At 59.8% G+C, this 23,824-nt stretch carries 22 protein-coding genes; 16 read left to right on the plus strand and 6 right to left on the minus strand.

What is annotated here, in order from left to right; translation table 11 throughout:
- The first annotated feature begins 27 nt into the window (after positions 1-27).
- From VFN25_RS15805 to VFN25_RS15820, 4 genes are all read left to right on the plus strand, one after another.
- Entirely contained in the window at positions 28-1,323 is a 1,296-nt protein-coding gene (locus VFN25_RS15805) for a TolC family protein (protein WP_325143620.1), read from the plus strand.
- Positions 1,320-2,720, plus strand: a complete 1,401-nt coding sequence (locus VFN25_RS15810; protein WP_325143622.1) for an efflux RND transporter periplasmic adaptor subunit — start codon at positions 1,320-1,322, stop codon at positions 2,718-2,720. The genes VFN25_RS15805 and VFN25_RS15810 overlap by 4 nt, the downstream gene beginning before the upstream one ends.
- Positions 2,717-5,863: a CusA/CzcA family heavy metal efflux RND transporter gene (locus VFN25_RS15815; protein ID WP_325143624.1), complete on the plus strand. Its 3,147-nt coding sequence runs from the start codon at positions 2,717-2,719 to the stop codon at positions 5,861-5,863. Before VFN25_RS15810 ends, VFN25_RS15815 begins: the two co-directional genes overlap by 4 nt.
- 205 nt (positions 5,864-6,068) lie before the next feature.
- Positions 6,069-6,587 carry a peptidylprolyl isomerase gene (locus VFN25_RS15820; protein ID WP_325143626.1) on the plus strand — a complete coding sequence of 173 codons (519 nt, stop codon included), beginning with the start codon at positions 6,069-6,071 and terminating at the stop codon, positions 6,585-6,587.
- Positions 6,588-7,109: 522 nt separating this feature from the next.
- On the opposite strand, the gene VFN25_RS15825 is transcribed toward VFN25_RS15820, so the two are convergent.
- Positions 7,110-8,096, minus strand: a complete 987-nt coding sequence (locus VFN25_RS15825; protein WP_414648983.1) for a peptidylprolyl isomerase — start codon at positions 8,094-8,096, stop codon at positions 7,110-7,112.
- Between the two features lie 469 nt (positions 8,097-8,565).
- Here VFN25_RS15825 and VFN25_RS15830 point away from each other — a divergent pair, with 469 nt between their 5' ends.
- Positions 8,566-8,946 (plus strand): PadR family transcriptional regulator, encoded by a 381-nt coding sequence (locus VFN25_RS15830; RefSeq protein ID WP_325143656.1) that lies wholly within the window; start codon positions 8,566-8,568, stop codon positions 8,944-8,946.
- Positions 8,943-9,848 carry a sensor domain-containing protein gene (locus VFN25_RS15835; RefSeq protein ID WP_325143630.1) on the plus strand — a complete coding sequence of 302 codons (906 nt, stop codon included), beginning with the start codon at positions 8,943-8,945 and terminating at the stop codon, positions 9,846-9,848. The genes VFN25_RS15830 and VFN25_RS15835 overlap by 4 nt, the downstream gene beginning before the upstream one ends.
- A 160-nt stretch (positions 9,849-10,008) precedes the next feature.
- On the opposite strand, the gene VFN25_RS15840 is transcribed toward VFN25_RS15835, so the two are convergent.
- Positions 10,009-11,307 carry a polyhydroxyalkanoate depolymerase gene (locus VFN25_RS15840; protein WP_325143632.1) on the minus strand — a complete coding sequence of 433 codons (1,299 nt, stop codon included), beginning with the start codon at positions 11,305-11,307 and terminating at the stop codon, positions 10,009-10,011.
- Between the two features lie 339 nt (positions 11,308-11,646).
- On the opposite strand from VFN25_RS15840, the gene VFN25_RS15845 reads away from it, so the two are divergent.
- Together VFN25_RS15845 and VFN25_RS15850 are read left to right on the plus strand one after the other, a co-directional pair.
- Positions 11,647-12,252 carry a class I SAM-dependent methyltransferase gene (locus VFN25_RS15845; protein WP_325143634.1) on the plus strand — a complete coding sequence of 202 codons (606 nt, stop codon included), beginning with the start codon at positions 11,647-11,649 and terminating at the stop codon, positions 12,250-12,252.
- Positions 12,249-12,569, plus strand: coding sequence for a hypothetical protein (locus VFN25_RS15850; RefSeq protein ID WP_325143636.1), 321 nt, complete (start codon positions 12,249-12,251; stop codon positions 12,567-12,569). The genes VFN25_RS15845 and VFN25_RS15850 overlap by 4 nt, the downstream gene beginning before the upstream one ends.
- Before the next feature lie 37 nt (positions 12,570-12,606).
- On the opposite strand, the gene VFN25_RS15855 is transcribed toward VFN25_RS15850, so the two are convergent.
- Entirely contained in the window at positions 12,607-13,428 is an 822-nt protein-coding gene (locus VFN25_RS15855; RefSeq protein ID WP_325143638.1) for a M23 family metallopeptidase, read from the minus strand.
- Between the two features lie 31 nt (positions 13,429-13,459).
- Positions 13,460-13,747: a membrane protein insertion efficiency factor YidD gene (gene yidD / locus VFN25_RS15860; RefSeq protein ID WP_414648984.1), complete on the minus strand. Its 288-nt coding sequence runs from the start codon at positions 13,745-13,747 to the stop codon at positions 13,460-13,462.
- On the opposite strand from yidD, the gene dksA reads away from it, so the two are divergent.
- The 3 genes from dksA to VFN25_RS15875 all read left to right on the plus strand — a co-directional run bounded on the left by dksA (position 13,649) and on the right by VFN25_RS15875 (position 17,366).
- Entirely contained in the window at positions 13,649-14,824 is a 1,176-nt protein-coding gene (gene dksA / locus VFN25_RS15865; RefSeq protein WP_325143639.1) for an RNA polymerase-binding protein DksA, read from the plus strand. The genes yidD and dksA overlap by 99 nt on opposite strands.
- Positions 14,825-14,963: 139 nt before the next feature.
- Positions 14,964-16,319 carry a phosphoglucosamine mutase gene (glmM, locus tag VFN25_RS15870; RefSeq protein ID WP_325143660.1) on the plus strand — a complete coding sequence of 452 codons (1,356 nt, stop codon included), beginning with the start codon at positions 14,964-14,966 and terminating at the stop codon, positions 16,317-16,319.
- Between the two features lie 111 nt (positions 16,320-16,430).
- Positions 16,431-17,366: an isopenicillin N synthase family dioxygenase gene (locus VFN25_RS15875; protein WP_325143641.1), complete on the plus strand. Its 936-nt coding sequence runs from the start codon at positions 16,431-16,433 to the stop codon at positions 17,364-17,366.
- Between the two features lie 52 nt (positions 17,367-17,418).
- Here the strand turns inward: VFN25_RS15875 and VFN25_RS15880 are convergent, their stop codons facing one another.
- The gene (locus VFN25_RS15880) at positions 17,419-17,544 is read right to left on the minus strand and encodes a hypothetical protein (RefSeq protein WP_325143643.1); all 126 of its coding nucleotides are present in this window, start codon (positions 17,542-17,544) and stop codon (positions 17,419-17,421) included.
- Positions 17,545-17,575: 31 nt separating this feature from the next.
- Between VFN25_RS15880 and VFN25_RS15885 the strand changes: the two genes are divergently transcribed.
- The 3 genes from VFN25_RS15885 to VFN25_RS15895 all read left to right on the plus strand — a co-directional run bounded on the left by VFN25_RS15885 (position 17,576) and on the right by VFN25_RS15895 (position 21,386).
- On the plus strand, positions 17,576-19,216 hold the full coding sequence (locus VFN25_RS15885; RefSeq protein WP_325143645.1) for a M28 family metallopeptidase: 1,641 nt from the start codon (positions 17,576-17,578) through the stop codon (positions 19,214-19,216).
- 138 nt (positions 19,217-19,354) lie between these two features.
- Positions 19,355-20,110 carry a lysophospholipid acyltransferase family protein gene (locus VFN25_RS15890; RefSeq protein WP_325143647.1) on the plus strand — a complete coding sequence of 252 codons (756 nt, stop codon included), beginning with the start codon at positions 19,355-19,357 and terminating at the stop codon, positions 20,108-20,110.
- A gap of 232 nt (positions 20,111-20,342) precedes the next feature.
- Positions 20,343-21,386 (plus strand): aspartyl/asparaginyl beta-hydroxylase domain-containing protein, encoded by a 1,044-nt coding sequence (locus VFN25_RS15895; protein ID WP_325143648.1) that lies wholly within the window; start codon positions 20,343-20,345, stop codon positions 21,384-21,386.
- A gap of 80 nt (positions 21,387-21,466) precedes the next feature.
- Here the strand turns inward: VFN25_RS15895 and VFN25_RS15900 are convergent, their stop codons facing one another.
- Positions 21,467-22,279: an SDR family oxidoreductase gene (locus VFN25_RS15900; RefSeq protein ID WP_325143650.1), complete on the minus strand. Its 813-nt coding sequence runs from the start codon at positions 22,277-22,279 to the stop codon at positions 21,467-21,469.
- A gap of 280 nt (positions 22,280-22,559) precedes the next feature.
- Between VFN25_RS15900 and tpiA the strand changes: the two genes are divergently transcribed.
- Positions 22,560-23,327: a triose-phosphate isomerase gene (gene tpiA, locus VFN25_RS15905; protein ID WP_325143652.1), complete on the plus strand. Its 768-nt coding sequence runs from the start codon at positions 22,560-22,562 to the stop codon at positions 23,325-23,327.
- A gap of 5 nt (positions 23,328-23,332) precedes the next feature.
- Positions 23,333-23,791, plus strand: a complete 459-nt coding sequence (secG, locus tag VFN25_RS15910; RefSeq protein WP_325143654.1) for a preprotein translocase subunit SecG — start codon at positions 23,333-23,335, stop codon at positions 23,789-23,791.
- Positions 23,792-23,824: the final 33 nt, after the last annotated feature.

Below are 23,824 nucleotides of genomic sequence, written 5' to 3' on the forward strand. Positions count from 1 at the left end.
TTTCGTTTCTGCGTGTGTGGGGTGATCATGAATCCGCTTCCCGTTGTTTTCAAAGGATTGCCGCGAGGGCTTTGCCGGCGCTGGCCGTTTGTCTTCTCATTGATTCTGGCTGCATGGCCCGGCATCGGTTCCGCAGCGGAACCCCGTTTGTCGCTGAACCAGGCGATTGCCCAGGCCATTGACCAGGCCCCGATCATCCAGGCCCGTGATGCCCGTATCGTGGCGACATCAGAGGATGTCGCGCGAGCAGCGGCCCTGCCGGATCCGATGCTTGTCTTCGGCGTGCAGAATCTGCCAATCGCCGGCGCCGATGCGTTCTCGCTGGATGACGAGCCCATGACCATGCGCCGCATCGGCGTGACTCAGGTGCTGCCATCACGGAGCAAGCGTGCGGCGCGGCGCGAATCGGCATTGGCCGTGCAATCGCAAGCGGAGGTGACCCGGCTTGCCAGCGTGCTTGAAGTCAAACGTGCCGTCGCCAGTGCCTGGATTGCGTGGTGGGCGGCCACTCGCGAAATGTCGTTGCTTGAGGAATTGCGCGAGCAGAGTCAACTCGCACAAGCTGCAGCGAAAGCACGACTTGCCGGCGGCAGTGGCTCGGCCAGCGATGCCCTGGCTGCCCGTGCGCTGGAACTGGCTCTCGACAACCGCATCGATGATGCACGCGCAGCAATCGCGCAGGCGCGGGCCGGATTGTCGAGATGGCTTGTCGACGATGTGCCAATCAAGCCAGCCGCAGCGCCTGATTTTTCACAGTTGCCGCGCGCGCAATCCGAGTTGCTTGATCGTCTCGATCAGCAAGGACCGCTACTGGTCTGGGATGCGCGTGAGGCCTCGGCGGATGCCGCATTGGCCATGGCCAATGCCGAGAAGCGCAGTGACTGGAGTATCAGTACCGGCTTCGCCCGTCGCGGTGGCGATGCATCGAATGTGATCTGGCTGGAAGTCGGTGTCGGTCTGCCACTGTTCAGTGCCAATCGCCAGGATCGCGGCATCAATGCGCGCCGGTCCGATCTGCAGTCGATTCGTTCCGCACGCGAGGATGCGCGGCGCGCTCAAGAGGAGTCGGTGCGTGGAACACTTGCCCGATGGTCGGCGCAGGGACGCAAGGCCGTGCGCTTCCGTGATTCGATTTTGCCGCTCGATCACGACCGCAGTGCGACCGCACTGGCCGCTCATTCTGGTGGTGCCGGATTGCGTGATTGGCTGGATGCGCAGCGTGACGAAATCAGCGCGCGCATCGACTACGCCCGGTTGCTCGCCGACTGGGGACAGAGCTGGGCTGAACTGGCATTTCTCCTACCCGATGAGGCCGCGCGATGAACCCGAAAATCCTTTGGACTGCCGGCATGGTCGCGGCGCTCGCGACAACCGCCGTGACCGCCTACTGGCTCGGAACCCGCACTGTACCGACACCGGCTGCAGTCACCGCCAGTGCGGAAAAAGCGGTGCTGTATTGGTATGACCCGATGGTGCCTGATCAGCATTTCGACAAGCCCGGCAAATCGCCATTCATGGACATGGATCTGGTGCCGAAATATGCCGGTGCAGATGATGCCGCGACGATCAAGGTGTCCGCGGCCACGTTGCAGAACCTCGGCGTGCGCACGGCGCAGGTTGAAGTTGGCTCTTTGGCCTCGTCGCTGCGCGTGCCTGGCAGTATCGCCTGGGATCGGCGTGCATCGCGCGAAGTCAGTGCGCGTGTCGATGCCATCGTCGACAAGCTGTATGTGCGCGCCACTTACACGCCGGTGCGCAAGGGTCAGCCGCTGGCCGAGCTGATTGCGCCGGCATGGAATGCGGCCGCACAGGAATACCTCGCCCTCGAAGCCTTGCAGTCCGACGATGCGCAATCACTGCGCTCGGCGGCCCGTCAGCGTCTGCGTGTGCTTGGCATGGACGATGGCCAGATCCGCAATCTGCGCGGCGGCAACACGGGCATTGTCCTGCATGCACCGATTGATGGTGTGGTCGGCGAGTTGATGATCCGCGAAGGCCAGAGCGTGCAAGCCGGCATGTCGCTGATGACGATCAATGGTCTCGATACGGTGTGGGCAGAAGCCGCGATCCCGCAGGCACAATCGAACGGTGTTCGACCCGGCATGGCGGTCGAGGCGCGCACAAGCGCGTATCCGGGCGAGGTGTTCGCTGGCAGCGTCGAATCGCTGTTGGCCGATATCAATTCCGTAACACGTACCCAGCAAGCACGTATCGTCCTCGACAATCCCGAACATCGCCTGACGCCGGGCATGTTCGTCGATCTCGCTTTCAGCGCCGCCGGAGGTGCCACGCATCCGTTGATTCCCGATAGTGCCCTGATTGCCACCGGCAGCGATGCACGCGTGATTGTTGAAACCGGGCAGGGCAGATTCGCTCCGGTACGCGTTGTTGCAGGCCATTCGGCGGCGGGACAAACCGAGATTCTTGAAGGTCTCGATGGCGGCGAGCGTGTCGTCGTCAGCGGTCAGTTCCTGATCGATTCCGAAGCCAGCCTGTCGGGTGCGCTGGATCGGCTCTCCGCACCCGAGGCGGCAGCGCCGATGCCGCACGACATGCATGAGGGGCACAAGATGCCTGCCAATCATGACCAGCATCAGGGCCACAAGATGACTGCCGATCAAAGCGGGCACGAAGGCCATGAAATGCCGGCCAAAGTGGATCCGCATGCGGGTCACGACATGCCTGAGGGCCATGTCATGCCGAAGGATCCGCAGCCATGATCCTGCGCCTGATCCATTGGTCGATCGGCAATCGGTTTCTTGTGCTGGTTGGTGCCGTGGTGCTGGCCGTCGCCGGCATCATCGCGGTCGTGCGCACGCCGCTTGATGCCTTGCCCGATCTTTCCGACACGCAAGTTATTCTGCGTACGAGCTGGCCCGGCCAGTCGCCGCAGATCGTCGAGGATCAGGTCACCTATCCGCTGGCGACGACGATGATGTCGGTGCCCGGCGCAACCACGGTGCGTGCGTTCTCTTTCTTCGGCGATTCGTATGTGTATGTGCTTTTCGAAGACGGCACAGACCCGTACTGGGCACGTTCACGCGTGCTCGAATACCTGAGTCAGGTCCGCGACAAGCTGCCCGAAGGCGTCAGCCCGGCACTTGGGCCGGATGCAACCGGAGTCGGCTGGATCTACGAATACGCCCTCGTCGATCGCAGCGGCAAACACGATCTCGGCGAGTTGCGCGCCCTGCAGGACTGGTTCCTGCGCTATCGGCTGAAGACCGTGCCGGATGTCGCCGAAGTCGCCAGCATCGGCGGCATGGTCGCGGCGTGGCAGGTGATCGTCGATCCACAAGCGCTGGCCGCGCGCGGCTTGACGGTGCTCCAGGTCGAGAATGCGATCCGCGATGCCAACGGTGCCAGTGGCGGATCGGTGATCGAGCAGGGTGAGGCCGAGTTGATGGTGCGCAGTGTCGGTTATCTCGGCAGCGTCAGCGATTTCGAGTCGGTTCCAATTGTCACCGGTAGCGCTGGAGTGCCCGTGCTGCTTGGTGATGTTGCCCGGATTCGGCGCGGGCCAACCCTGCGTCGCGGCATCGCCGAACTCGACGGCGAAGGCGAGGTGGCGGGCGGCGTTGTCGTGCTGCGTTCGGGCAAGAACGCGCTGACCACCATAGCAGCGGTCAAGGCTCGTCTGGAGGAACTGAAGGCCAGTTTGCCGGCGGGTGTCGAGGTGGTCACCACGTATGACCGCTCCGAATTGATCATCGCGGCGGTCGACAACCTGCGCACCAAGTTGATCGAGGAATTCCTCATCGTCGCGTTGGTCTGTGTGCTCTTTCTCTGGCATCTGCGTTCGTCGCTGGTTGCCGTGATCACCTTGCCGCTCGGCGTGCTCGCCGCCTTCATCGTCATGCGCTATCAGGGCATCAGCGCGAACCTGATGTCGCTGGGCGGAATCGCGATCGCGATCGGTGCGATGGTCGATGCGGCGATCGTCATGATCGAGAACACGCACAAGCACATCGAACGCTGGAACCTGGCTAATCCGGGGCGCTCGATGCGCAACGATCAACGCTGGACACTGGTCGGCCAGTCGGTTGGCGAAGTCGGGCCGGCTCTGTTTTTCAGCCTGCTCGTGATCACACTTTCATTCCTGCCGGTGTTTGCGCTCGGCGCACAGGAAGGCCGCCTGTTCAAACCACTGGCGTTCACCAAGACCTGGTCGATGGCCGCTGCTGCCGGTTTGTCGGTGACCCTGATCCCGGTACTGATCGGCTATCTCGTTCGCGGCCGCATTCGTGCCGAGCACGAGAATCCGCTGAACCGGATCATCAATCGGACGTATCAGCCATTGCTTGCATGGGTGTTGCGTGCGCCACGTTCGGTGTTGCTCGTCGCCATTCTCGTGCTGGCCTCGGCGATCCTGCCGTGGAGTCGCCTCGGCACCGAGTTCATGCCGATGCTCGACGAGGGCAGCTTGCTGTATATGCCCAGTGCGCTGCCCGGCCTGTCCGCGGGCAAGGCTTCACAGTTGCTGCAGCAGACAGATCGCATGCTCAAGTCGGTGCCCGAAGTGGCGCACGTCTTCGGCAAGGCCGGCCGCGCCGAGTCAGCGACCGATCCGGCACCGCTGACGATGTTTGAAACCACGATTACCTTCAAGCCACGCGAGCAGTGGCGCGAAGGCATGAACATGGACAAGTTGAAAAGCGAGCTTGATGCGGCAGTCAAGGTTCCGGGACTGACCAATCTGTTTGTCTACCCGATTCGCAACCGCATCGACATGCTTGCGACCGGAATCAAGAGCCCGATCGGAATCAAGGTGCTCGGTCCTGACACGAAGGAACTGGAAAAACTTTCGGCGCACATCGAGACGATCGTGCGCGAAGTTCCCGGCGTGACCTCGGCGGTGGCGGAGCGTGCCGCTGGCGGCCGCTATGTCGATATCACGATCCGTCGCGATACGGCGGCGCGCTACGGCCTGACCCAGGCACGCTTGCAATCCCTGATCGCGACCGTGGTCGGCGGCGCGCCGATCGGGCAGACCGTCGAGGGCCTTGAGCGCTATCCAATCGTGTTGCGCTATCCCCGCGCACAACGCGATTCACTGGCCGCCTTGCGGGATTTGCCAGTGGTTGCCGACAACGGCAATCAGGTAACTCTCGGCCAGGTTGCCGACATCGGCCTCGCCGCAGGACCGCCAATGTTGAAAAGCGATAATGGACAATTGGCAACCTATATCTACGTCGATACCAACAGCAGTGATCTCGGCGCCCAGGTTGAAACGATCCAGAAAGCGGTTGCGGCAGGGGTCAAACTGCCGGGCGGCTACAGCCTTGACTGGTCGGGCCAGTACGAATATCTGCAGCATGCGATCAAGCGTTTGCAGCTGGTTGTCCCGGCGACGCTGGCTCTCGTCTTTCTGCTCATCTACCTGATTTTTCATCGTGCCGCCGATGCCGCGATCATCATGCTCAGCTTGCCGCTGGCCCTGGTCGGCGGGCTCTGGCTGGTCTGGCTTATGGGTCACTCGATCTCGGTAGCGACAATGATCGGTTTCATTGCTCTGGCCGGTGTCGCCGCGGAATTTGGCGTGATCATGATGTTGACCTTGCGCCAGTCATGGCGGCATCAATGCGAGATCCATGCGGACGCCGACGAAAACGCGCTCGATGAGGCGATTCGCGAAGGTTCCTTGATGCGCGTACGTCCGAAGGCGATGACGGTAGCGGTCATCCTCGCCGGGCTGCTGCCCATTCTGCTTGGATCGGGCGTCGGCTCGGAAGTCATGCAACGCATCGCCGCGCCGATGGTCGGTGGCATGCTCACGGCACCGCTGTTGTCGATGCTGGTGATCCCGGCCGCGTTTCGCCTTCTGATCAGACGCGAGCTGAAGAATCGGCGAGCAAATTCATGATGCGCCAGCCGTCGATGCATCCAGTGACGATGACAGGGAGATCGAAAGTTTTTCGTGCAAACGAAGCGCAAGTCATTGAGTGGATTCGTGATGCCGAGAAATTTCCTCACGTCGTCCGTTCGGCGATTCGCCATTCACAGCGACAATCGCTGCCGAAACCGGGCAAATCGTATAGGCTAGTCAGTTCGCAATATGGAGACCTGACATGAATGCACCCGCGCGCCTGACCGCCTTGTTCACAACCTCGAAGGGCCCGATCCGGGTCAACTTGTTTGCCGACAAGGTGCCGATCACGGTGGCGAACTTCGTCAACCTCGTTCAGCGCGGCTATTACAACGGCCTGAGCTTCCATCGTGTGATTCCCGATTTCATGATTCAGGGCGGCTGTCCGAACGGTAGCGGCACCGGTGGTCCGGGCTATCGTTTTGAAGACGAGATCGTGCCGACGCTCAAGCACAATTCCGGTGGAGTCCTGTCGATGGCCAATGCCGGTCCCGGCACCAACGGCAGCCAGTTCTTCATCACCCACGTCGCCACCCCGTGGCTCGATGGCAAGCACACCGTTTTCGGCATGGTCGATGGCCCTGACGATCAGAAAGTTGTCGACGCCATTCGCGGCGGCGACACGATCGAATCAATCACCATCGATGGCGACACCAGCGCGGTATTCGAGGCGGCCAAGCCACAGCTCGAAAAGTGGAACGCGGTACTCGACGCGGCTTGATTCGGCGTTGCTTGCGGGGCGGAGCCGCCAAGGTGTTTGCGTTGGCCAGCGCGTGCCAGGGATGGTCAGATGAATGCAATTAGAATTCTGGCAAACGGAATTCTCGCGTTCATATGTTTGTGGGGCGGAGTCTATTTGCTTGGACGGGAATCCTTCTTCCTGCGTGATCGCGGGCATCCGCAAGTCGGAATACTTTTCTCCGGAGTTTCGCTCACCCTTCTGGCATTTGCCCTGTTTCTTATTGCTGCATTTGCCGCGGCCATCGCGCTGGCCTGGATAAGAGGTGCGTTGCCGATGCCGGGTCGGCGGGTGATCCGGCCTCATCCGGCGTATCAAGGGCAGATCATCGTTCGCTATTGGTATCTCGTGGTTCCGGCACTCATATTGATTGTCACCTCAGTCATGCTGGCGAAAAGAGTGCCGAATCCGCTGTTCCAGCCGACGTCGCAAAGTGGCATGGCTGGTCTTTTCTTTAGCTGTCGGCCGGACTTTGCCGGTCGCACAGCGTCATCTGAAGCCTTGCTACATGTCGACCTTCTGTTCGCGTACCGGGATCGGAACGTTGCACAGACCGATCTTGCCTGCGGGTTTGAGATACCAGTCATCGCTTCGGTTGCGGCGTGATTCGACCAGCGCGGTGAAGGTTGGCGTGTCGGTGCGCAGGATTTGCAGATGGCTGCGGTCCTTCTGCGCCACATCGGCAGCGAGTCGAATCGAGGTAATCGGCAACTTTTCCTGATCATTCTCGTAGAACCCTCCTGGGCCGTTGCCGCGCGGAAGGGCGGCGAGCAACTCCATGCCCTGAACCACGCGCCCGACCGTGGCGATATTGAGATCAAGTTGGCGTGGCGCCTGGCCGATGACGACATAGAGTTCGGCGCCGCTGCCTGATTCGGCTTCGTTGCCACGTCCTGCTCCTACCATGCCGTAGCAATGAGTCAGCCAGGCTTGTCCGGTTTTCGGATCGCGCGCGGCCGGAAATCCGTTCGAGAAACCGACTTCGGGGGCGTAGACATCACCATCGGGCAAGGGTGTGAAGGCGAGGTCTTTTGCCGGTCGACTGAATTCGGGCGCAAGGCTTGCTTTGGCCTTGCCAAGTGATCGCGCTTTCCCTTCATCTTCAGCGTTCGGATCGCCCCATTGGGTGACAAAGTTGTCGACCACGCGCAGGACGGCCAGGCCATCAAAGTATTTCTGCTTGACCAGGGTGCGGATATTGGCTGCATGCAGCGGCGCGAAGTCCTTGTTCAATTCGATCACAACGCGACCACCCGGCAGTTCCATGTACAACGTGTTGTCGGCATCCAGCGGTCGCCAGTCGCTTGCCTTGGAGGCATCGAGTACTTGCTGCATGGTTGGTTTCTTCGCGGGTGCGTCGGCGGCTACAGCGGTGACGGCCAGCGACATGCCGAGGCTGATCGTCAGCGTGAGCAACACGCCTGCTTGCCATTGGCCTGGGCGCAAGCGTTGCCGCTGAGGGGTTTCACAAATCGCCTGTTCGCTTCGCATGATCACATCGCACTCCAGATTGAATCGAACGCAGGTGCCATGACGCCTGCAGAGTCCGCATGCTGCACCGCGCGGCGCGCGCAGGCAACCAGCTTGCACTGGACCACTCAGCACACTCCAGATACCCAATTTCTTCTTGAACGCCAGCGTTGCTGATTGACCTGTTATTCAGTGACTTTGCTATTGATGTTCCCTTTTTCGCCGCCTCGCGGCGCGGCCTCCCTGCCTTTTTCACTTGCCTCCCACTCCCACGTCGCCCCAGCGACTTTCAACAGCCGAATGGCTGGTCAGGCAGGGGCCCAGTGACTTTGTTGTTGATGTTTACGCCGCCGCGCGACGAAGGAGCGTGTTTTGAAGTGCAAGAGAACTGGGCCCTTGCCAGCGCGACCCATGACTTCCGGCTCATTCACTAGTACGAACTCAACACTATGATCCATTCAACGCTATGGCGTGATGAATGGCAGCAACCATGACCGAGCTTGAAGCCCATTTGAAGAAATTCCAGAAAGAGCTGTCCTCAGGCTCGGTTTCCCTGGTTCTTTTGGCCGTGCTCGCCGGTGCTGACGAGCCCATGTATGGCTATCTGATTGCCAAACGCTTCGCCGATGGCGGCGAAGGCGTGCTCGCCGGCAAACAGAGCGCGCTGTATCCCGTGCTGCGCAATCTCAGTGCTTCGGGCTTGCTTGACAGCGAGGTCGAGCCATCCGTGGCCGGGCCGCCGCGGCGCTACTACCGGATTACCGCACTCGGACGGCAAGTGCTCGAACAATGGATCGGAGCGTGGGCAACGACGCGGGATTTTGTTGACAGCGTGCTCGAAGACAACACTTCGCAAGGGGCGAAACCATGAACTACCCGATTCCGAAATCCATCCGTGAATATCTCGATCAGCTGCGTGCGGAATTGCGTGGTGCCGATCCGGCGATGATTCAGGATGCGCTGTATGACGCCGAGGAACACTTGCGTGCAGAGCTTGCCGAGCATCCCGAACTTGATGAGGCAGCAATGCTGGCCAAGGTCGCGACCAGCTATGGTGCGCCCGATGAAGTCGCCGAGATTTACCGGGTCAAGGAAGGCGAGGTTGAGCAGGCGTTGCGCCCACGTCGCGCGCGTCCCGTTGCGGAGAAGTCGTTCATCGCGAAATTCTTCGGTGTCGCGGTCGATCCGTGCGCTTACGCGGCGATGTTCTACATGATCCTGACCATGGCAACCGGCATTTTCTACTTCACCTGGGTCGTCACCGGCCTGGGCCTGTCTGCCGGATTCGCGATCCTGATTTTCGGCATTCCATTTATCGTGCTGTTTTTTGCCACGGTACGCGCGCTGTCCTTCGTCGAAGGCAAGATCGTCGAGGCGATGCTCGGTGTGCGCATGCCGCGGCGGCCGTGGAATGTTGATCGCGACAAATCGATCTGGCAGCGCATCGGTGCGATGTTCACGGATCCGCGCACCTGGAGCACCTTGTTCTACATGCTGCTGATGTTGCCGCTGGGCATCCTGTATTTCAGCATCGTCACCATCGGCATGGCGCTTGCCTTGAGCTTCATCGCTGCGCCGTTCATGCACCTGTTCGGCCTCCCTGGCGGAGTCGCCATCGTCGATGGATTCGACCTGATGACTACTCCAGCATTCTGGATGCCGCTGGTACTCGTTGCTGGCGTGCTGCTGCTGTTCGGCATGCTGCATATCGCCAAGGGCATCGGCCATCTGCATGGTCAACTGGCCAAGCATTTGCTGGTTCAGGTGGACTAGGGCCTGCTCACGCTATTCCGGCGCCGTCGTCGGAATAGACTCTTGCAGAAGGAGGCCCATCTCACCCGTTGGTCTACGGATCGAGGCCAGGGACAGATTCGGCTCAGCGCGAACGAAAGCTGCTGAAGTTCTCGCGGGTGAATCGAAAGAGCGCGGCGTGTCAGGCGCTCTTGCGTGGGCGTTTGGCGACGGGTCTGCGTGAGGCATTTTTCGTCGGCTTTGCGTATTGGGCAATGAAATCGCGCAGTTGTGGATAGATCGTCTCACGCCAGCGGCGACCGCTGAAAATGCCGTAGTGGCCGGCGCCCTCGATCAGCAAATTCTGCTTGCGCGAGGTCGGAATGCCCGAACACATCTCGTGGGCGGCCTCGGTCTGGCCGCGACCGGAAATGTCATCGTGCTCGCCTTCGATGGTGAGCAAGGCGGTGTCGCGGATATCGCCGGGCTTGACGCGTTCGCCCTGAACATCCCACAGGCCGCGCGGTAACAGGTGTTTCTGGAAGACCGTGCTGATCGTGTCCAGATAGAACGGTGCCGGCATGTCGAGTACGGCGTTGTAGTCGTCGTAGAACTTGCGATGCGATTTGGCATCTTCGAGATCGCCACGGCGAAGATTCTCGTAGAAATCCCAGTGCGAAGACATGTGTCGACTCGGATTCATGGCGACGAATCCGGCATGTTGCAGGAAGCCCGGGTAGACCTTGCGGCCCTTGCCTGGATAGTTCGACGGAACGGTATGGATAACGTTGCTTTCGAACCACGACAACGGCCGGGTTGTGGCCAGATTGTTGACCTTGGTCGGGCAGCGACGCGGATCAATCGGGCCTCCCATCATGGTCATCGTCAACGGTGTCTTCTCGCCTTTCGAGGCCATCAGGGAAATCGCCGCCATGACCGGTACGGTCGGCTGACAGACCGAGATCACATGCAGACGTTCGGCACCGATATGGCGGATGAATTCCTGAATGTAGGCGATGTAGTCATCGAGATCGAATTCGCCCTGATCGAGCGGCACCATGCGCGCATCGATCCAGTCGGTCAGATAAACCTTGTGGTCCTGCAGCAAGGATTTGACCGTATCGCGCAACAGCGTCGAATGGTGGCCGGAGAGCGGCGCGACGACGAGGACGATCGGATCATGCTTCATGGTGTCGAGGTTGGCGACGTCGTCGCTGAAACGCTTGAAGCGGATCAGGTTGCAAAATGGCTTGGCGATCGACACACGTTCGGAGATCGGCGTTTCGTAGCCGTGCGCGGTGACCGATGGAATCGCAAAGGCCGGCTTTTCGTAGTCTTTGCCGAGCCGGTAAGCGAGTTCGTAGCCGGCGGCGAGGCGCTGTACGCCAGGGAAATGTGACAGCCAGTTCTCCTTCGCCGTCAATACTTGCGCTGCAGCACCAGACCAGCCCACAAGGGGGTTCATCAGTGAGCGATTCAGTTCGTGCAGGTTGTACAACATGGATGCAGCCTTGGTTTGCGATGGCGAATCCGCCTATCTTTGGGCCAACAGCCGTTATGTGCAAGTGCACAACAGCCTGGTTTTTCATGTGCATTCCGTCGGATCAGGTCGCGAATGCACCGGGCGGGCGTGCAGATACCGTGCCAGGAGCAGTCTTGCGGGCTCTGCCGAAATTGGCGTGAATTCGGTTGGGCGAGAGCAGATTTCTGACGTTTTCGGGCTCTTGACTGTGCCATGGGGCAAAAAGTGACATGCAGTGAGCCGTGCAGGCTGCTCGACCTGCTTCGTCTGTGAGCATGGCCTCTGTACCATTGCGCGATCCCTTTTCAGGTTCGGCCCATGAAAGAAAAAAATTATGACCGTGCCTATTTCGACCGCTGGTATCGAGATCCCGCACATCGGGTGCGGGCGCGAGGAGAAACCTTGCGCAAGGTCAACATGGTCGTTGCCTTGTCTGAGTATTACCTTGGCCGCAGCATCAGCAGTGTGCTGGATATCGGTTGTGGTGAAGGTGTCTGGCGCGCGCCGCTACTGAAAGTCCGCCCCGGTATCGAATACCTCGGCCTGGATTCGAGCGAGTACGCAATCCGTCGATTCGGGCGTTCGCGCAACCTGCGCATGGCGAAATTTGCCGATCTGGCCGAGTTGCGTTTCGATCGACGCTTCGATCTGATCGTGTGCTCCGATGTGCTCCACTATCTGCGCGCACCGGAGCTGCGCCGTGGCTTGTCGGGCTTCCCCGAGTTGCTGGAAGGACTGGCCTTCATCGAGCTGTTCACCTCGCGCGATGCGGTCGATGGTGATGTCGCCGGCTTTATCCCGCGGCCGCCCGCCTGGTATCGAAAGCAATTCGCCGAAGCGGGATTGATGGCCTGCGGGTCTCACTGTTATCTGGCACCACACCTGATGCGCTCGGTATCCGAGCTTGAGCGCGCCGACGCATGACCGACCCCATATCTGCGCTCAGCCATGATCGAGCCGAACAGTTGCCAGCGGGGACCGGGTTGCATGATATTGCCGCGCAGTCGCTGCTTGCGAATCGCCCGGCGTACTATCTTGGCGGGATCAGTTTCGGATTGTATTTGTGGCATATGCCGCTTGTTTTTGCGATTGCACCGCGACTGCCCGAAGCATGGTCGCCGGCAATGAAATTCTGGGCCCTGGTCGGGCTGGTCCTTCCGGCCAGCCTCGTCGTTGCCGAGTTGTCACATCGCTTTGTCGAGCAGCCGTTTCTGCGCCGCAAGCCTGCACACCGAACCTGAATCAGGGTTTCCCGGATCAGGATCAAGGCAACGCTGATCAACGGGCCGCATCGAGCACGAGCTGCGGATCGATGCGCACGGTGAACCAGTTCATGCCCCAGTGCAGATGCGGCCCGGTGGCACGGCCGGTGGATCCGACGGCACCGATGATCTGACCTTGCTCAACTCTGTCGCCGACGTTGACGTCGAGTCGCGACAGGTGCAGGAAATTGCTGCTGAACCCAAAGCCATGATCGATGACTATCGTGCCGCCAGTCAGATAGAGATCGGCGTCGGCAAAGCTGACGATGCCGCTGGCCGGTGCCTTGACCGGCGTGCCTGTCGCCGCAGCGATATCCATGCCGGAGTGGGCGGAACCGGGCTTGCCGTTGTAGATGCGCTGGTTGCCGAAACGGCCGCTGATTCGCCCGTCGATCGGGCGAATGAAGGATTCGGTGAAGTCGGTGCGGTCGTCATTGCGCTCGCGTGCAGCGGAAACGGCAGCCTGTTCACGACGGATCCGCGCGGCAATTTTTGCCGGCGGGTTGACGGTTTTCGGCGGCACACCGTTGACGCGCTCGATTGGCCAATCACGTGGAGTGACTGAAATTTCCGAAGCGATGACTTCACCATCAGGCCTCCTTACCTTGATCGTCAGGGGGCCTTTTTCATCGCGACCCACGCCAAAGCCGACGCTGCCATAAGCGGTCACGCGCAATTGGCGGCCGTCGTAATGGACGATACTGCCCGACGGCACCTTGCCGATCACCATCGAGCCCTGAGAAGTGCTCGGCGGGAAAATGATCCGGTTGTCCGCTGCTTCCGCATGGGCGCACAGTGGCAGGGCGAATAGTGCCAGCAGCAAACCGAAAGGTTTCATAAACGATCGAACTCCAGGGGCGGGCCACACATCATTCATGTTCATCTTCAGGGACGGGTTTTTCACGCAGGAAGGGACGCCAACTGAAACTCATCGGCACCGGATCGCAGCCACCCTCGCACAAGGGCTGGCATCGCAATAGCCGGTTTGCGGCCAGCCAACTGCCCTTGACGCTGCCGAATCGGGCGACGGCCACGCGAGCGTAGTCCGAGCAGCTCGGATGGAAACGACATCGAGCCCCGAGCAGCGGACTGATGAACCGTTTGTAGAATGTGAGCAGGGAAAGAATCAGTCGCGACACGATGATGATAGGGTTGATGGCACAGTGATGTCTGTCTCAAACGAACAGGGCGTGCGCGACGAGCTCGCGAGAAGTCCCGGGCAGACAGCGGTTGCCGGGGGCGGGCAGTTAGGCTATAACACGCCGCCGCTGAGTCACAAGGTAAGGACGGAAATGGCGAAAATCATGAAAAAAACCAAATCCACCGCCAAGTCGACCAAGGTTGCCGCGAGCGCGAAGCCCGCAGCGAAATCCAAGGCGAAGGCTGTAGTCAAGGCGCCTGCAGCAAAGGCGAAAGCCAAACCACGGCCCACGGCCAGCAAACCGGTGGCGAAGAAGGCTGCCGCTGTGGTCAAGTCCAAAGCTGTCGCGAAAAAGGCAGTCACCGCAAAAGCCAAAACGAAACCTGCTGTTGCAAAGGCTCCGAAAACAGCTGCCGTAGCCAAAAAAGCACCTGTCAGCAAGGCGAAAAAGACAACGCCTGTTGTGAGCAAGCCGACGGCAAAGGCCGCGAAACAAGCTAAAACCAGCAAAGCAAGAAAGCCCGCTCCCATTTCTCCAAGGAACACAAAGTCGTCCGTGACCGAAACTACTGTTGCCGCACCCGCAAAATCCCGATCCAAGGCAAGCGCGAAAGCATCTGCATCGACGAAACACAAAGGTGTGACGATGCAGGATGGCCGCTACGCGCTGTCGACGAATACCGTGATTGACCTGCCTGCAGGCTATCGACCCTCCGCCAAGGAGGAGTACATGAACCCGAAGCATCTCGAGTATTTTCGGCGTAAATTGCAGAGCTGGCGTGAGGATCTGGTCGAGGAATCCAAGCAGACCATCGAGAACCTGCGGGATGAGGTGCGTGATGTCGGTGACGAAGCCGAGCGTGCCACGCGCGAAACGGAAAATTCGCTGGAACTGCGAACCCGCGATCGCTATCGCAAGTTGATCTCGAAAATCGACAAGGCACTCAAACGCATTGAGGAAGGTCACTACGGTTTCTGCGAAGAGACCGATGAGGATATCGGCATTGACCGTCTCGATGCGCGCCCGATCGCCACCCTGTGTCTTGATGCTCAGGAGCGCTGGGAGCATCGTCAGAAGCAAATGGGCGATTGAAGATCCGGGAGTAGGGAGTTGGGAATAGGGGTGAAAGTTGAGGCTGCTGCCGGTTCTTTGAACTTCGAACGTTTGATTGTTCGTGAGGACGGGCATCGGCGCGAGGAGTGCTTGTTCCATTTCCCATTTCCCATTTCCCATTTCCGTGCATAAACGCTTCTTCGGTACCGATGGCATTCGCGGCCGGGTTGGCGAGTGGCCGATCACGGCGGAGTTCATGCTCAAGCTGGGTCGGGCAATGGGTGCCGTGCTGCGGCGCGATACCGACAAGCCGATCGTGCTGATCGGCAAGGACACTCGCGTTTCCGGCTACATGTTTGAATCGGCGCTTGAAGCGGGCCTGCTTGCTGCCGGTGCCGAGGTGCGCTTGCTTGGGCCGATGCCGACGCCTGGCGTTGCCTACCTGACGCGTTCGATGCGTGCCGATGCCGGTATCGTCATCAGTGCCTCGCACAATCCACATCAGGACAATGGCATCAAGTTCTTCTCGGCGCTCGGCGAGAAGCTTGATGATGACGTCGAGTTGGCCATCGAGCGCGAACTGGAAGCGGCGTTTTCCACCGTTGATTCGGAAAACATCGGCAAGGCCATGCGTATCGAAGATGCGTCGGCACGCTATCTGGAATTCTGCAAATCGACGGTTTCGCGCTCATTCAATCTTCATGACTTGAATCTCGTCGTCGATTGCGCTCACGGCGCGACCTATCAGGTTGCGCCGAAGATGTTCAGCGAGCTCGGCGCAACGGTTACCGCCATCGGCAACAAGCCCGATGGTCTCAACATCAATCGGGAAGTCGGCTCGACCAGCCCGAAAGCGCTGAGTCGGGCGGTCGTCGAGGCCGGAGCGGATCTCGGCATCGCCTTCGATGGTGATGGCGACCGCCTGCAAATGGTTGATGCGGCAGGTCGCATCATTGATGGCGACGAGTTGCTCTATATCCTCGCCAGCGATTGGCATGCGCAAGGTCGCTTGTCGGGTCCGCTGGTGGGAACCCTGATGAGCAATTACGGACTTGAGCTCGCCATGGAGGAGCTCGGCGTGCCATTCATGCGAACCCAGGTTGGCGATCGTTATGTCATGCAGGCCTTGCGCGAGCATCACGGCGTTCTCGGTGGCGAGACTTCGGGACACATCCTGTGTTTGGACCGGGTTTCGACGGGTGATGCGATTGTCAGTGCCTTGCAGGTGCTGGAGGCATTGACCCGCAGTGGACGCAGTCTTGGCGAGGCCGCCGATGGCATGCGCAAGGTGCCACAGACCACCGTCAATATCCGCGCCAGGGGCGGCAAGCTGCTCGTTGCTGATGCCGAGGTGCAACGGGTCCTGGGCCTTGTCCAGGGCGAGCTCGCTGGTCAGGGTCGGGTCGTCCTGCGTCCGTCGGGTACCGAGCCGCTGGTTCGGGTCACGGTCGAGGCGGTCGATGCCGACCTCGTCGCACGTCTGGTCGATCGGCTTGCCGACGCGGTTCGCGAAGCACAGACGCGCGTTTCCTGATCGCCCGTGGAATAATCCGCCGTTGCAGGGGGCGGACTCTGATTCACAGGTTCGCTGCCCCGCCCATCTTCCATCCAGCGTGCCCGCAACCACGGGCTACGGGAGTCACTGATGAAACACGTCCCGACCCTTGATATCTCGCGTTTCGATAGCGATCGAGAAGCTTTTGTCGCCGAGCTTGGAGCCGCCTATCGCGAGTTTGGCTTCTGCTGCATCAGCGGACACGGCATTGCAAAGAGCGCCATTGATTCGGCCTACCGTGTTTTCCAGGAATTCTTCGCTTTGCCCGCCGAGGTCAAGCAGAAGTACCACCAGCCGGGCACTGGCGGTGCGCGCGGCTATACGCCATTCGGTGTCGAAACAGCCAAGGATTCCAAACATCCGGATTTGAAGGAGTTCTGGCACATCGGTCGGGAGCTCCCGCGCGATTCGAAATATGCCGGAATCATGGCGGAGAACGTCTGGCCGAGTGAAGTCGATGGTTTTCGTGAGTATGGCTACGGCGTGTACGAGGCGCTCGATGCCCTGGGCGCACGCGTATTGCGCGCGCTGGCACTGCACATCGATCTGGCCGAGGACTTCTTCGAGGACAAGATCCAGTGCGGAAACTCGATCCTGCGCCCGATCCACTATCCGCCGATAACCGCGTCCGACATTCCCAACGTTCGTGCCGGTGCACATGAGGACATCAACTTCATCACGCTGCTGGTCGGCGCGAGCGCTGAAGGCCTCGAAGTCCTGACCCGTGAAGGAAAGTGGTTGCCGATCACCACCGAGGGTGATGTCATCGTCGTCAACATCGGCGACATGCTTCAGCGCCTGACCAATCACGTGTATCCCTCGACAACGCATCGCGTGGTCAATCCGCAAAACGACAATGCGCGCAAGCCGCGCTACTCGGTGCCTTTCTTCCTGCATCCGAATCCCGATGTCGTCCTCGATGTCCTGCCATCCTGTATCAGCGCGGACAATCCGAGTCGCTATCCGACACCGATCACCGCGCACGAATATCTTCTTGAACGCTTGCGCGAGATCAAGCTGATCTGATGGATCCGGCATGAATTCAGGTTTCGGAATCTGCTGGTCCTGAAACAGCCACTCAATGCATTGCGGGTGCGTCGGCAGCACTTTGCGCAGCATCAGTGCCATCGACAATGACGAATCCGGGATCGATGTGATTCGAACCCTCGGCAACAAAAGTCGCGAGACCTCGTATCCTGTTCATCTGGCCTCGCTCTGAAAAAGGTACCCACGCGATGAAATTCCTGATCCCCACCTTGTTGCTTTCATCTCTGGCGCTGCCGGTTGCTGCGCAGGATCTCAGTGCCACGCGCATTGCTGAAACAACGCAAGTCCTCTCGTCGGATTTCTTCGAAGGGCGCGCCCCCGGAACGGTCGGCGAGGAGCGCACGGTGGGTTATCTGATCGGCCAGTTTCAGGCAATTGGACTTGAGCCCGGTGGCAAGGATGAAAGCTGGGTTCAGGCGGCTTCGCTGCTGCATACGAAGCTGGGCAAACCGAGCAAGCTGGAAGTGACAGTTGGCGAGAAAGTGCTGCCATGGCAGCAGGGCGAGCAGGTCTATGTGTCCACCTTGCGTGCGCAGGATCGTGCGCAGATTGATAGTGCTCCGCTGGTCTTTGTCGGCTATGGCGTCAGCGCACCCGAACGCAAATGGGATGATTTCAAGGATGTTGACCTGAAAGGCAAGGTGGCCGTCTTTCTTGTCAACGATCCTGATTTCGAAGCGACCAGCAACGAAGCCGTATCCGGTCGTTTTGGTGGAAAGACGATGACGTATTACGGCCGCTGGACTTACAAGTTCGAGGAGGCGTCCCGACGCGGTGCGATTGGCGCGCTGATCGTCCACGACACGCCCGGAGCCGGCTACGGCTGGAACGTCGTAGCCAGCCCGCAGGGTGAAAACTACGACATCGTGCGTGCGCCGGACCAGCTGACCAGCCTTGCCTTGCAGGGCTGGATCGAAGGCGAGGCCGCGACGCGCCTGTTCGCTGATGCCGGTCAGAATCTGGCCGCATTGCGCAAGGCGGCACGTCGATCCGATTTTCACCCGATCACACTCAAGGGTGCGAGGTTTTCCGCTGATATCCCGGTCACGCATGAGGTCGTGCAAAGCCACAACGTGCTGGCCAGGATCGTCGGCAGCAAGCGCCCCGATGAAGTCGTTTTCTACGGTGCGCATTGGGATGCCTACGGTATCGGTCCGGCAGATGCCAATGGCAAGACAATCCGCAGCGGTGCCAATGATGACGCACTCGGCGTAGCGGGCTTGCTCGAGATTGCACGGCACTTCAAGCAGCTGCCGGCACCTGAACGCAGCATCGTGTTTGGCATCTGGACGGCGGAGGAGCGTGGCCTGCTTGGATCGGAAGCCTATATCAACAATCCGGTTTATCCACTGGACAAGACCGTCGCCAACCTCACCATCGACATTCTGCAGACCGCCGGCAAGGCGCGTAACGTGATTCTTGTTGGTGTCGGACAAAGCAATCTGGAAGACGACCTGGCACGCTTCGCCAAGGCTCAGGGGCGCACGGTGACGCCGGAAAGCCTGCCGGAACGCGGCTTGTTCTATCGCGCCGATCATTTCTCGTTCGCCAAGCAGGGCGTGCCGGTGATGCTGATGATGGGTATCGCCGGGGCATCCGATCTTGTCGATGGCGGCATCGAAGCCGGACAGCGTTGGGTCGATGATTACACCGGCAAGTGCTACCACCAGCCTTGTGATGCCTATGGGCCGGACTGGAATCTCGAAGGTGCTGTGCAGGACATCAGCCTGATGTTCGACATCGGCCACGAGCTCGCCAATTCTTCACGTTGGCCTGAATGGAAGGATGCGTCGGAGTTCAAATCACGGCGTCGGGTGCATCAACCCTGATTCACAGCGCGCGCGGCGCAAAGCAAGCGTTCGTGCGCGTCTTCAATGACTCCGATTGAATGATCTCGTCGAGCCAGGTTTGGAAGTTGTCGGTGGCTCAACTATCATGCCTGCGATTTTCAGGGGATCCTTATGTCGGTGACGTCATCATCGATCCGCTCGCGCGCACTGAGCGGTTTCGCCTGGCGAGTTTTCAACGCGCTGCAACTGTTGTTCACGCTGGTCTGGACGGCGGTTCTTGTCTGTCTGGCGTTGCTCGTGCTCATCATTAGCGGCGATCGCAAGCACTGGCCGCTACGCATGGCATCCCGACTCTGGGCGCCGGGGCTGCTCGGCGGGGCCGGGGTCAAGCTGGAGCTGGCTGGTTTCGAGGCGGTCGATCTTTCCAGGCCCCATGTCATCGTTGCCAACCATCAATCAATCATCGACATCTGTGTTTTATTCCGGGCGATTCCGCTGCCGTTGCGTTTCGTTCTGAAGCAGGAATTGGCCAGCCTGCCTTTCGTCGGTGCTTACGCGAGAGCCATGGGAATGGTATTTATCGAGCGCAATTCTGCGCGCAACGCGTCGCGCAAGTTGCACGATGCCGCAATGATTTTCGACGAGGGGCACTGTCTCTGCGCATTTCCCGAGGGAACCAGAAGTCGTGATGGCCGGGTTGGCACCTTCAAGGGAGGCGTATTCAAACTCGCTATCGAAACCGGCATTCCGATCTTGCCGGTCGTCATCGAAGGCAGCGGGAACGTACTGCCGGCTTGCGGCTTTCGAGTTCGACCTGGGCGAATTCGCCTGCGCGCGGGGAGTCCCGTGCAGACCCGGGGACTCAATCAGGCCGATCGCCAGGAACTGGCCAACCGTTGTCGGCGAATGATCATTGAGATGCAACATCGTTGAACCCGATCATTTCGTTGGCAAAGGTTCGAATGTTCGTCGCGATGTGGTCAATGCGTCACACTGTCTGACACCATTTGCTGCAGAGCGCGGTGCCAAACAGACTACGCTTGACGTGATCCGGAGCGCAGTCGATCAAAACGCTGCGCTTGTGCCATGCCGGCGTCTGGCGGTTGGTTGACTCGCGGAGACGGGCCAAGACACCTGAAACAATGAAAATGACAAAGGAAAGAGAATGAGTTTGCAAGAAACCATCAGCCAGGTCAGGGAGTTTCTGCTTGCGCCACGCAGTGCGCGACTTGCGCTGCTCGCCGGTGCCGGGTTGTACGAAGCCGGGGAAACCGAGCTGGCGGTCGCGGTATGGACGCTTGGCGACGATGGCAATGGGCGCGTGCGCCGGGTCAAGGACAATCTGAGCGCTCCTGCAGAAGGTCGCCAGCGCTCGCGGCTGGCCGATGCGACGCTGTGTGGTTTTCTCACCCGTTTGCACCAGGTTGCCGTCGATGAGTTTGAAGCGCAGTCGGGCGCAGCGGTTGAGCGCGTGCGCATGGGGATCTGGCCGCTGACCCACGACACCAAGGAGAAATTTCGGGCGCCAATGCAGCGGCCACTGATTTTCTACATGCCGGATTTGCCGGCGGCCGAAGTCGAGCCGAACAGCGCATTTCCGTGGGTTGATTCGCTGGAAGCCGCGAGTGGGGCTATCCGCGACGAATACGAATCCTCCATGGGCGTCGGTGCGGACGTGCGGCCGTATGTTCCCGAGGATACCAATGCGCCGTCCTGGGAGCAGTTGCGAGGTTCGCTGGACTGGTCGGCCATCCATCTCTACCAGGATGCCAAGGCGACACCAATGCTGGAGCGGTTTCCGCAGACCAGCGAAGCGCTGCGAGCCGTTGACCTTGCGCGCATTGATGGCGTTCCGATGGAAGTCTTCTTCTCACGACTCAAGGCTGGCGCTCACATCCCGCCGCACAACGGCCTGACCAATACCCGGGTCACCGTGCATCTGCCCTTGATCGTACCGGGGGACTGCGAGATTCGCGTCGGTACACACCTGCATCAATGGCAACAAGACAAGATTTTTGCTTTCGATGACAGTTTCGAGCACGAAGCCTGGAATCGTTCCGATGCCGATCGTGTGGTGTTGATCTTCGAGGCCTATCATCCCGATCTTTCGCTGCTGGAGCGTGAAGCAATCGAGCATGCCTTTACTGTCCGTCAACGCTGGCTCGATTCGCGAACCCAGTTGATCAAAGATTGGCTGGCACGGAAATAACGGAATCCGATTTATCGCGGACGCAGCCTCAGTTGCCCTTGAGTGAATGGATGCTGCGGTGTGAAGCGAAAGCATTGCGCTCAGTCGGGCTTTTGCTTCCTGAAGTTCCGTGATTGCCGGCCAATCAGGTGCAAGGCCAGGCGATCAGGAATCAGTTTGATCAGCGATTTGATGGTCTTGTTGACGCGCCCGTTGACATGCACGGCCTCGCCGCGCTCGACTGCGTCGAGGCCCTGGCGGACGACTGTTTCGGCATCCATCCACATCCATTTCGGCAGCTTTGACATCATTTCACGCGAGCCGGTGACATCGTGGAACTCCGAGTAGGTGAAGCCGGGACACAGTGCGCAGGTATTCACGCCTTCGTGGCCGTATTCGAGATGCAGAGCCTGAGACAGCTTTATCAGGTAGGACTTCGCACCCGAATAGAGGGTTTGCCCGGCGGAACCTGGAACATGGCCGGCCAAAGAAGCGACGTTGATGATGCGACCGTAGCCATGCTCACGCATACCCGGAAGCAGGCGGTAGCAAAGCTCGGTCGGTGCGGTCATCAATACCTGGATGAAATCGGCCTGAACCTCCCACGGCTGGCTGAGGAAATAGCCGGTGACGCCGTAGCCTGCGTTGTTGATCAGCAGGCCGATCCGGATTCCGCGCTTCTCGAGTTCTGCAACCAGATGTCGCGGTGCTTCACGATCGGCAAGATCACAGGCAATGACTTCGACCTTGATTGAATGCGCCGTCTCAAGCTCGCTGGCAAGGCTCTTCAGGCGATCAAGGCGTCGCGCCGTGAGCACCAGATTGACCTTGCGAGCTGCCAGTTCGCGTGCGAATGCAGTACCGATACCGGCGGAAGCACCGGTGATCAGGGCGTGGCCTTTCGTTTCGTTCATGTCATCTTGCCTTCTGTGCTCCATTCTCAAGAGTAGCTTGATGAGGCCGGTGGCGGGGCGGTGAACGGATAGCGGATAGCGTGGCGCAATCGGAACGCGGTTGGTGGGATGGGGATTCCTGGAATACAAGGCAATATCGTGGGAAACATGGAATCCGGAGTTGAAAGCCTGCAGAAAGGTCGAGAAGCTTCTCCCGCTCACCGCTCACCGCTCCCGGCATTTGCCGTTCCGCGCGCTCACGGCTATCCTTCGCGGCCTTTGATTGCCCGGGTCCTTCGCGATGCGCCGCAAACTTGTCGCTGGTAACTGGAAAATGCATGGCTCGCGGTCGGATTCAGCCGATCTCGTCGCGACACTGATGGAGTCCGCTCCCAAATCTGCAGAGATGGTCGTGATTCCGCCGTTCCCGTATCTGGCCGAATTGATCACCGCGAATACGGGTGGCGCGCTGGCTTTCGGCGCGCAGGATCTCAGTGAGCACGAGCAGGGCGCCTACACCGGCGAGGTTGCCGGGGCGATGCTCAAGGACATTGGCTGCCGCTATGTGCTGGTTGGGCATTCGGAACGGCGTCAATATCACGCCGAGACCAATGAAGTCGTCGCGCGCAAGTTTGTTGCGGCGCAGGCGGCAGGACTGGTTCCTGTCCTGTGTGTCGGTGAGCTGCTCGAGCACCGAGAAGCGGGTGAAACCGAGGCCGTGGTCGGTGCGCAACTGGATGCCGTTCTTGGCCTGGCCGGAATCGGCGCGTTTGCCAATGCGGTGGTCGCCTATGAGCCGGTCTGGGCGATCGGCACCGGAAAAACCGCCACTCCGGAGCAGGCGCAGGAAGTTCATGCATTCATGCGTGACAAATTTGCAGGACAGGATGCTAGAATAGCCAGCTCACTGCGCCTGCTGTATGGCGGCAGTGTAAAGGCCGCCAATGCTGGCGAACTGTTTGCCCAGTCCGATATTGATGGTGGATTGATTGGCGGCGCTTCGTTGGTGGCGGTCGATTTTCTTGCGATATGCAATGCGGCCGAGAACGCCGTAAACCAGGGTTCCTGATTCAGATGTTCACGATTATTGCCCAAGTTTTTTATGTGCTGGTCGCCGTTGCGATGATCACGCTGATTCTCATGCAGCGTGGTGCGGGAGCCGATGCCGGTTCCGGTTTCGGCGGCGGTTCGTCGGCGACTGTCTTTGGTGCGCGTGGCTCGGCAAATTTCCTGTCGCGCAGCACGGCGGTCCTCGCTGGTTTGTTCTTCCTGCTCAGCCTCGGCATGGGCATGTATCACAGTCGTCCTGCAGTTCCGATCAATAATTCGGACGACCTTGGCGTGATGGCGGGTGTCGCTCCCGCAGCTACGGAGGCGCCGGCTGACGGTGAGGTTCCGGCGGCTTCGAGTGCGGCGCCGACATCGACAGAAGTACCATCGCCAATGCCTGCACCTGCAGCAGAGACGCCGGCTCCCGAGCCTGCCAAACCTGATGCGGTGCAGCCGGATAAAGCGAGGAAGGACGGAGCTTGATAGCGTTGCCCAGGTGGCGGAATTGGTAGACGC

The organism is Dokdonella sp. (assembly GCF_035703485.1).
Classification (GTDB): Bacteria; Pseudomonadota; Gammaproteobacteria; order Xanthomonadales; family Rhodanobacteraceae; genus Dokdonella.

Coding starts and splice junctions, on each gene's coding strand:
- VFN25_RS15805 (WP_325143620.1), top strand. CDS start 28: ATGAATCCGCTTCCCGTTGTTTTCAAAGGATTGCCGCGAGGGCTTTGC.
- VFN25_RS15810 (WP_325143622.1), top strand. CDS start 1,320: ATGAACCCGAAAATCCTTTGGACTGCCGGCATGGTCGCGGCGCTCGCG.
- VFN25_RS15815 (WP_325143624.1), top strand. CDS start 2,717: ATGATCCTGCGCCTGATCCATTGGTCGATCGGCAATCGGTTTCTTGTG.
- VFN25_RS15820 (WP_325143626.1), top strand. CDS start 6,069: ATGAATGCACCCGCGCGCCTGACCGCCTTGTTCACAACCTCGAAGGGC.
- VFN25_RS15825 (WP_414648983.1), bottom strand. CDS start 8,096: ATGCGAAGCGAACAGGCGATTTGTGAAACCCCTCAGCGGCAACGCTTG.
- VFN25_RS15830 (WP_325143656.1), top strand. CDS start 8,566: ATGACCGAGCTTGAAGCCCATTTGAAGAAATTCCAGAAAGAGCTGTCC.
- VFN25_RS15835 (WP_325143630.1), top strand. CDS start 8,943: ATGAACTACCCGATTCCGAAATCCATCCGTGAATATCTCGATCAGCTG.
- VFN25_RS15840 (WP_325143632.1), bottom strand. CDS start 11,307: ATGTTGTACAACCTGCACGAACTGAATCGCTCACTGATGAACCCCCTT.
- VFN25_RS15845 (WP_325143634.1), top strand. CDS start 11,647: ATGAAAGAAAAAAATTATGACCGTGCCTATTTCGACCGCTGGTATCGA.
- VFN25_RS15850 (WP_325143636.1), top strand. CDS start 12,249: ATGACCGACCCCATATCTGCGCTCAGCCATGATCGAGCCGAACAGTTG.
- VFN25_RS15855 (WP_325143638.1), bottom strand. CDS start 13,428: ATGAAACCTTTCGGTTTGCTGCTGGCACTATTCGCCCTGCCACTGTGC.
- dksA (WP_325143639.1), top strand. CDS start 13,649: ATGGAAACGACATCGAGCCCCGAGCAGCGGACTGATGAACCGTTTGTA.
- VFN25_RS15875 (WP_325143641.1), top strand. CDS start 16,431: ATGAAACACGTCCCGACCCTTGATATCTCGCGTTTCGATAGCGATCGA.
- VFN25_RS15880 (WP_325143643.1), bottom strand. CDS start 17,544: ATGAACAGGATACGAGGTCTCGCGACTTTTGTTGCCGAGGGTTCGAAT.
- VFN25_RS15885 (WP_325143645.1), top strand. CDS start 17,576: ATGAAATTCCTGATCCCCACCTTGTTGCTTTCATCTCTGGCGCTGCCG.
- VFN25_RS15895 (WP_325143648.1), top strand. CDS start 20,343: ATGAGTTTGCAAGAAACCATCAGCCAGGTCAGGGAGTTTCTGCTTGCG.
- VFN25_RS15900 (WP_325143650.1), bottom strand. CDS start 22,279: ATGAACGAAACGAAAGGCCACGCCCTGATCACCGGTGCTTCCGCCGGT.
- tpiA (WP_325143652.1), top strand. CDS start 22,560: ATGCGCCGCAAACTTGTCGCTGGTAACTGGAAAATGCATGGCTCGCGG.
- secG (WP_325143654.1), top strand. CDS start 23,333: ATGTTCACGATTATTGCCCAAGTTTTTTATGTGCTGGTCGCCGTTGCG.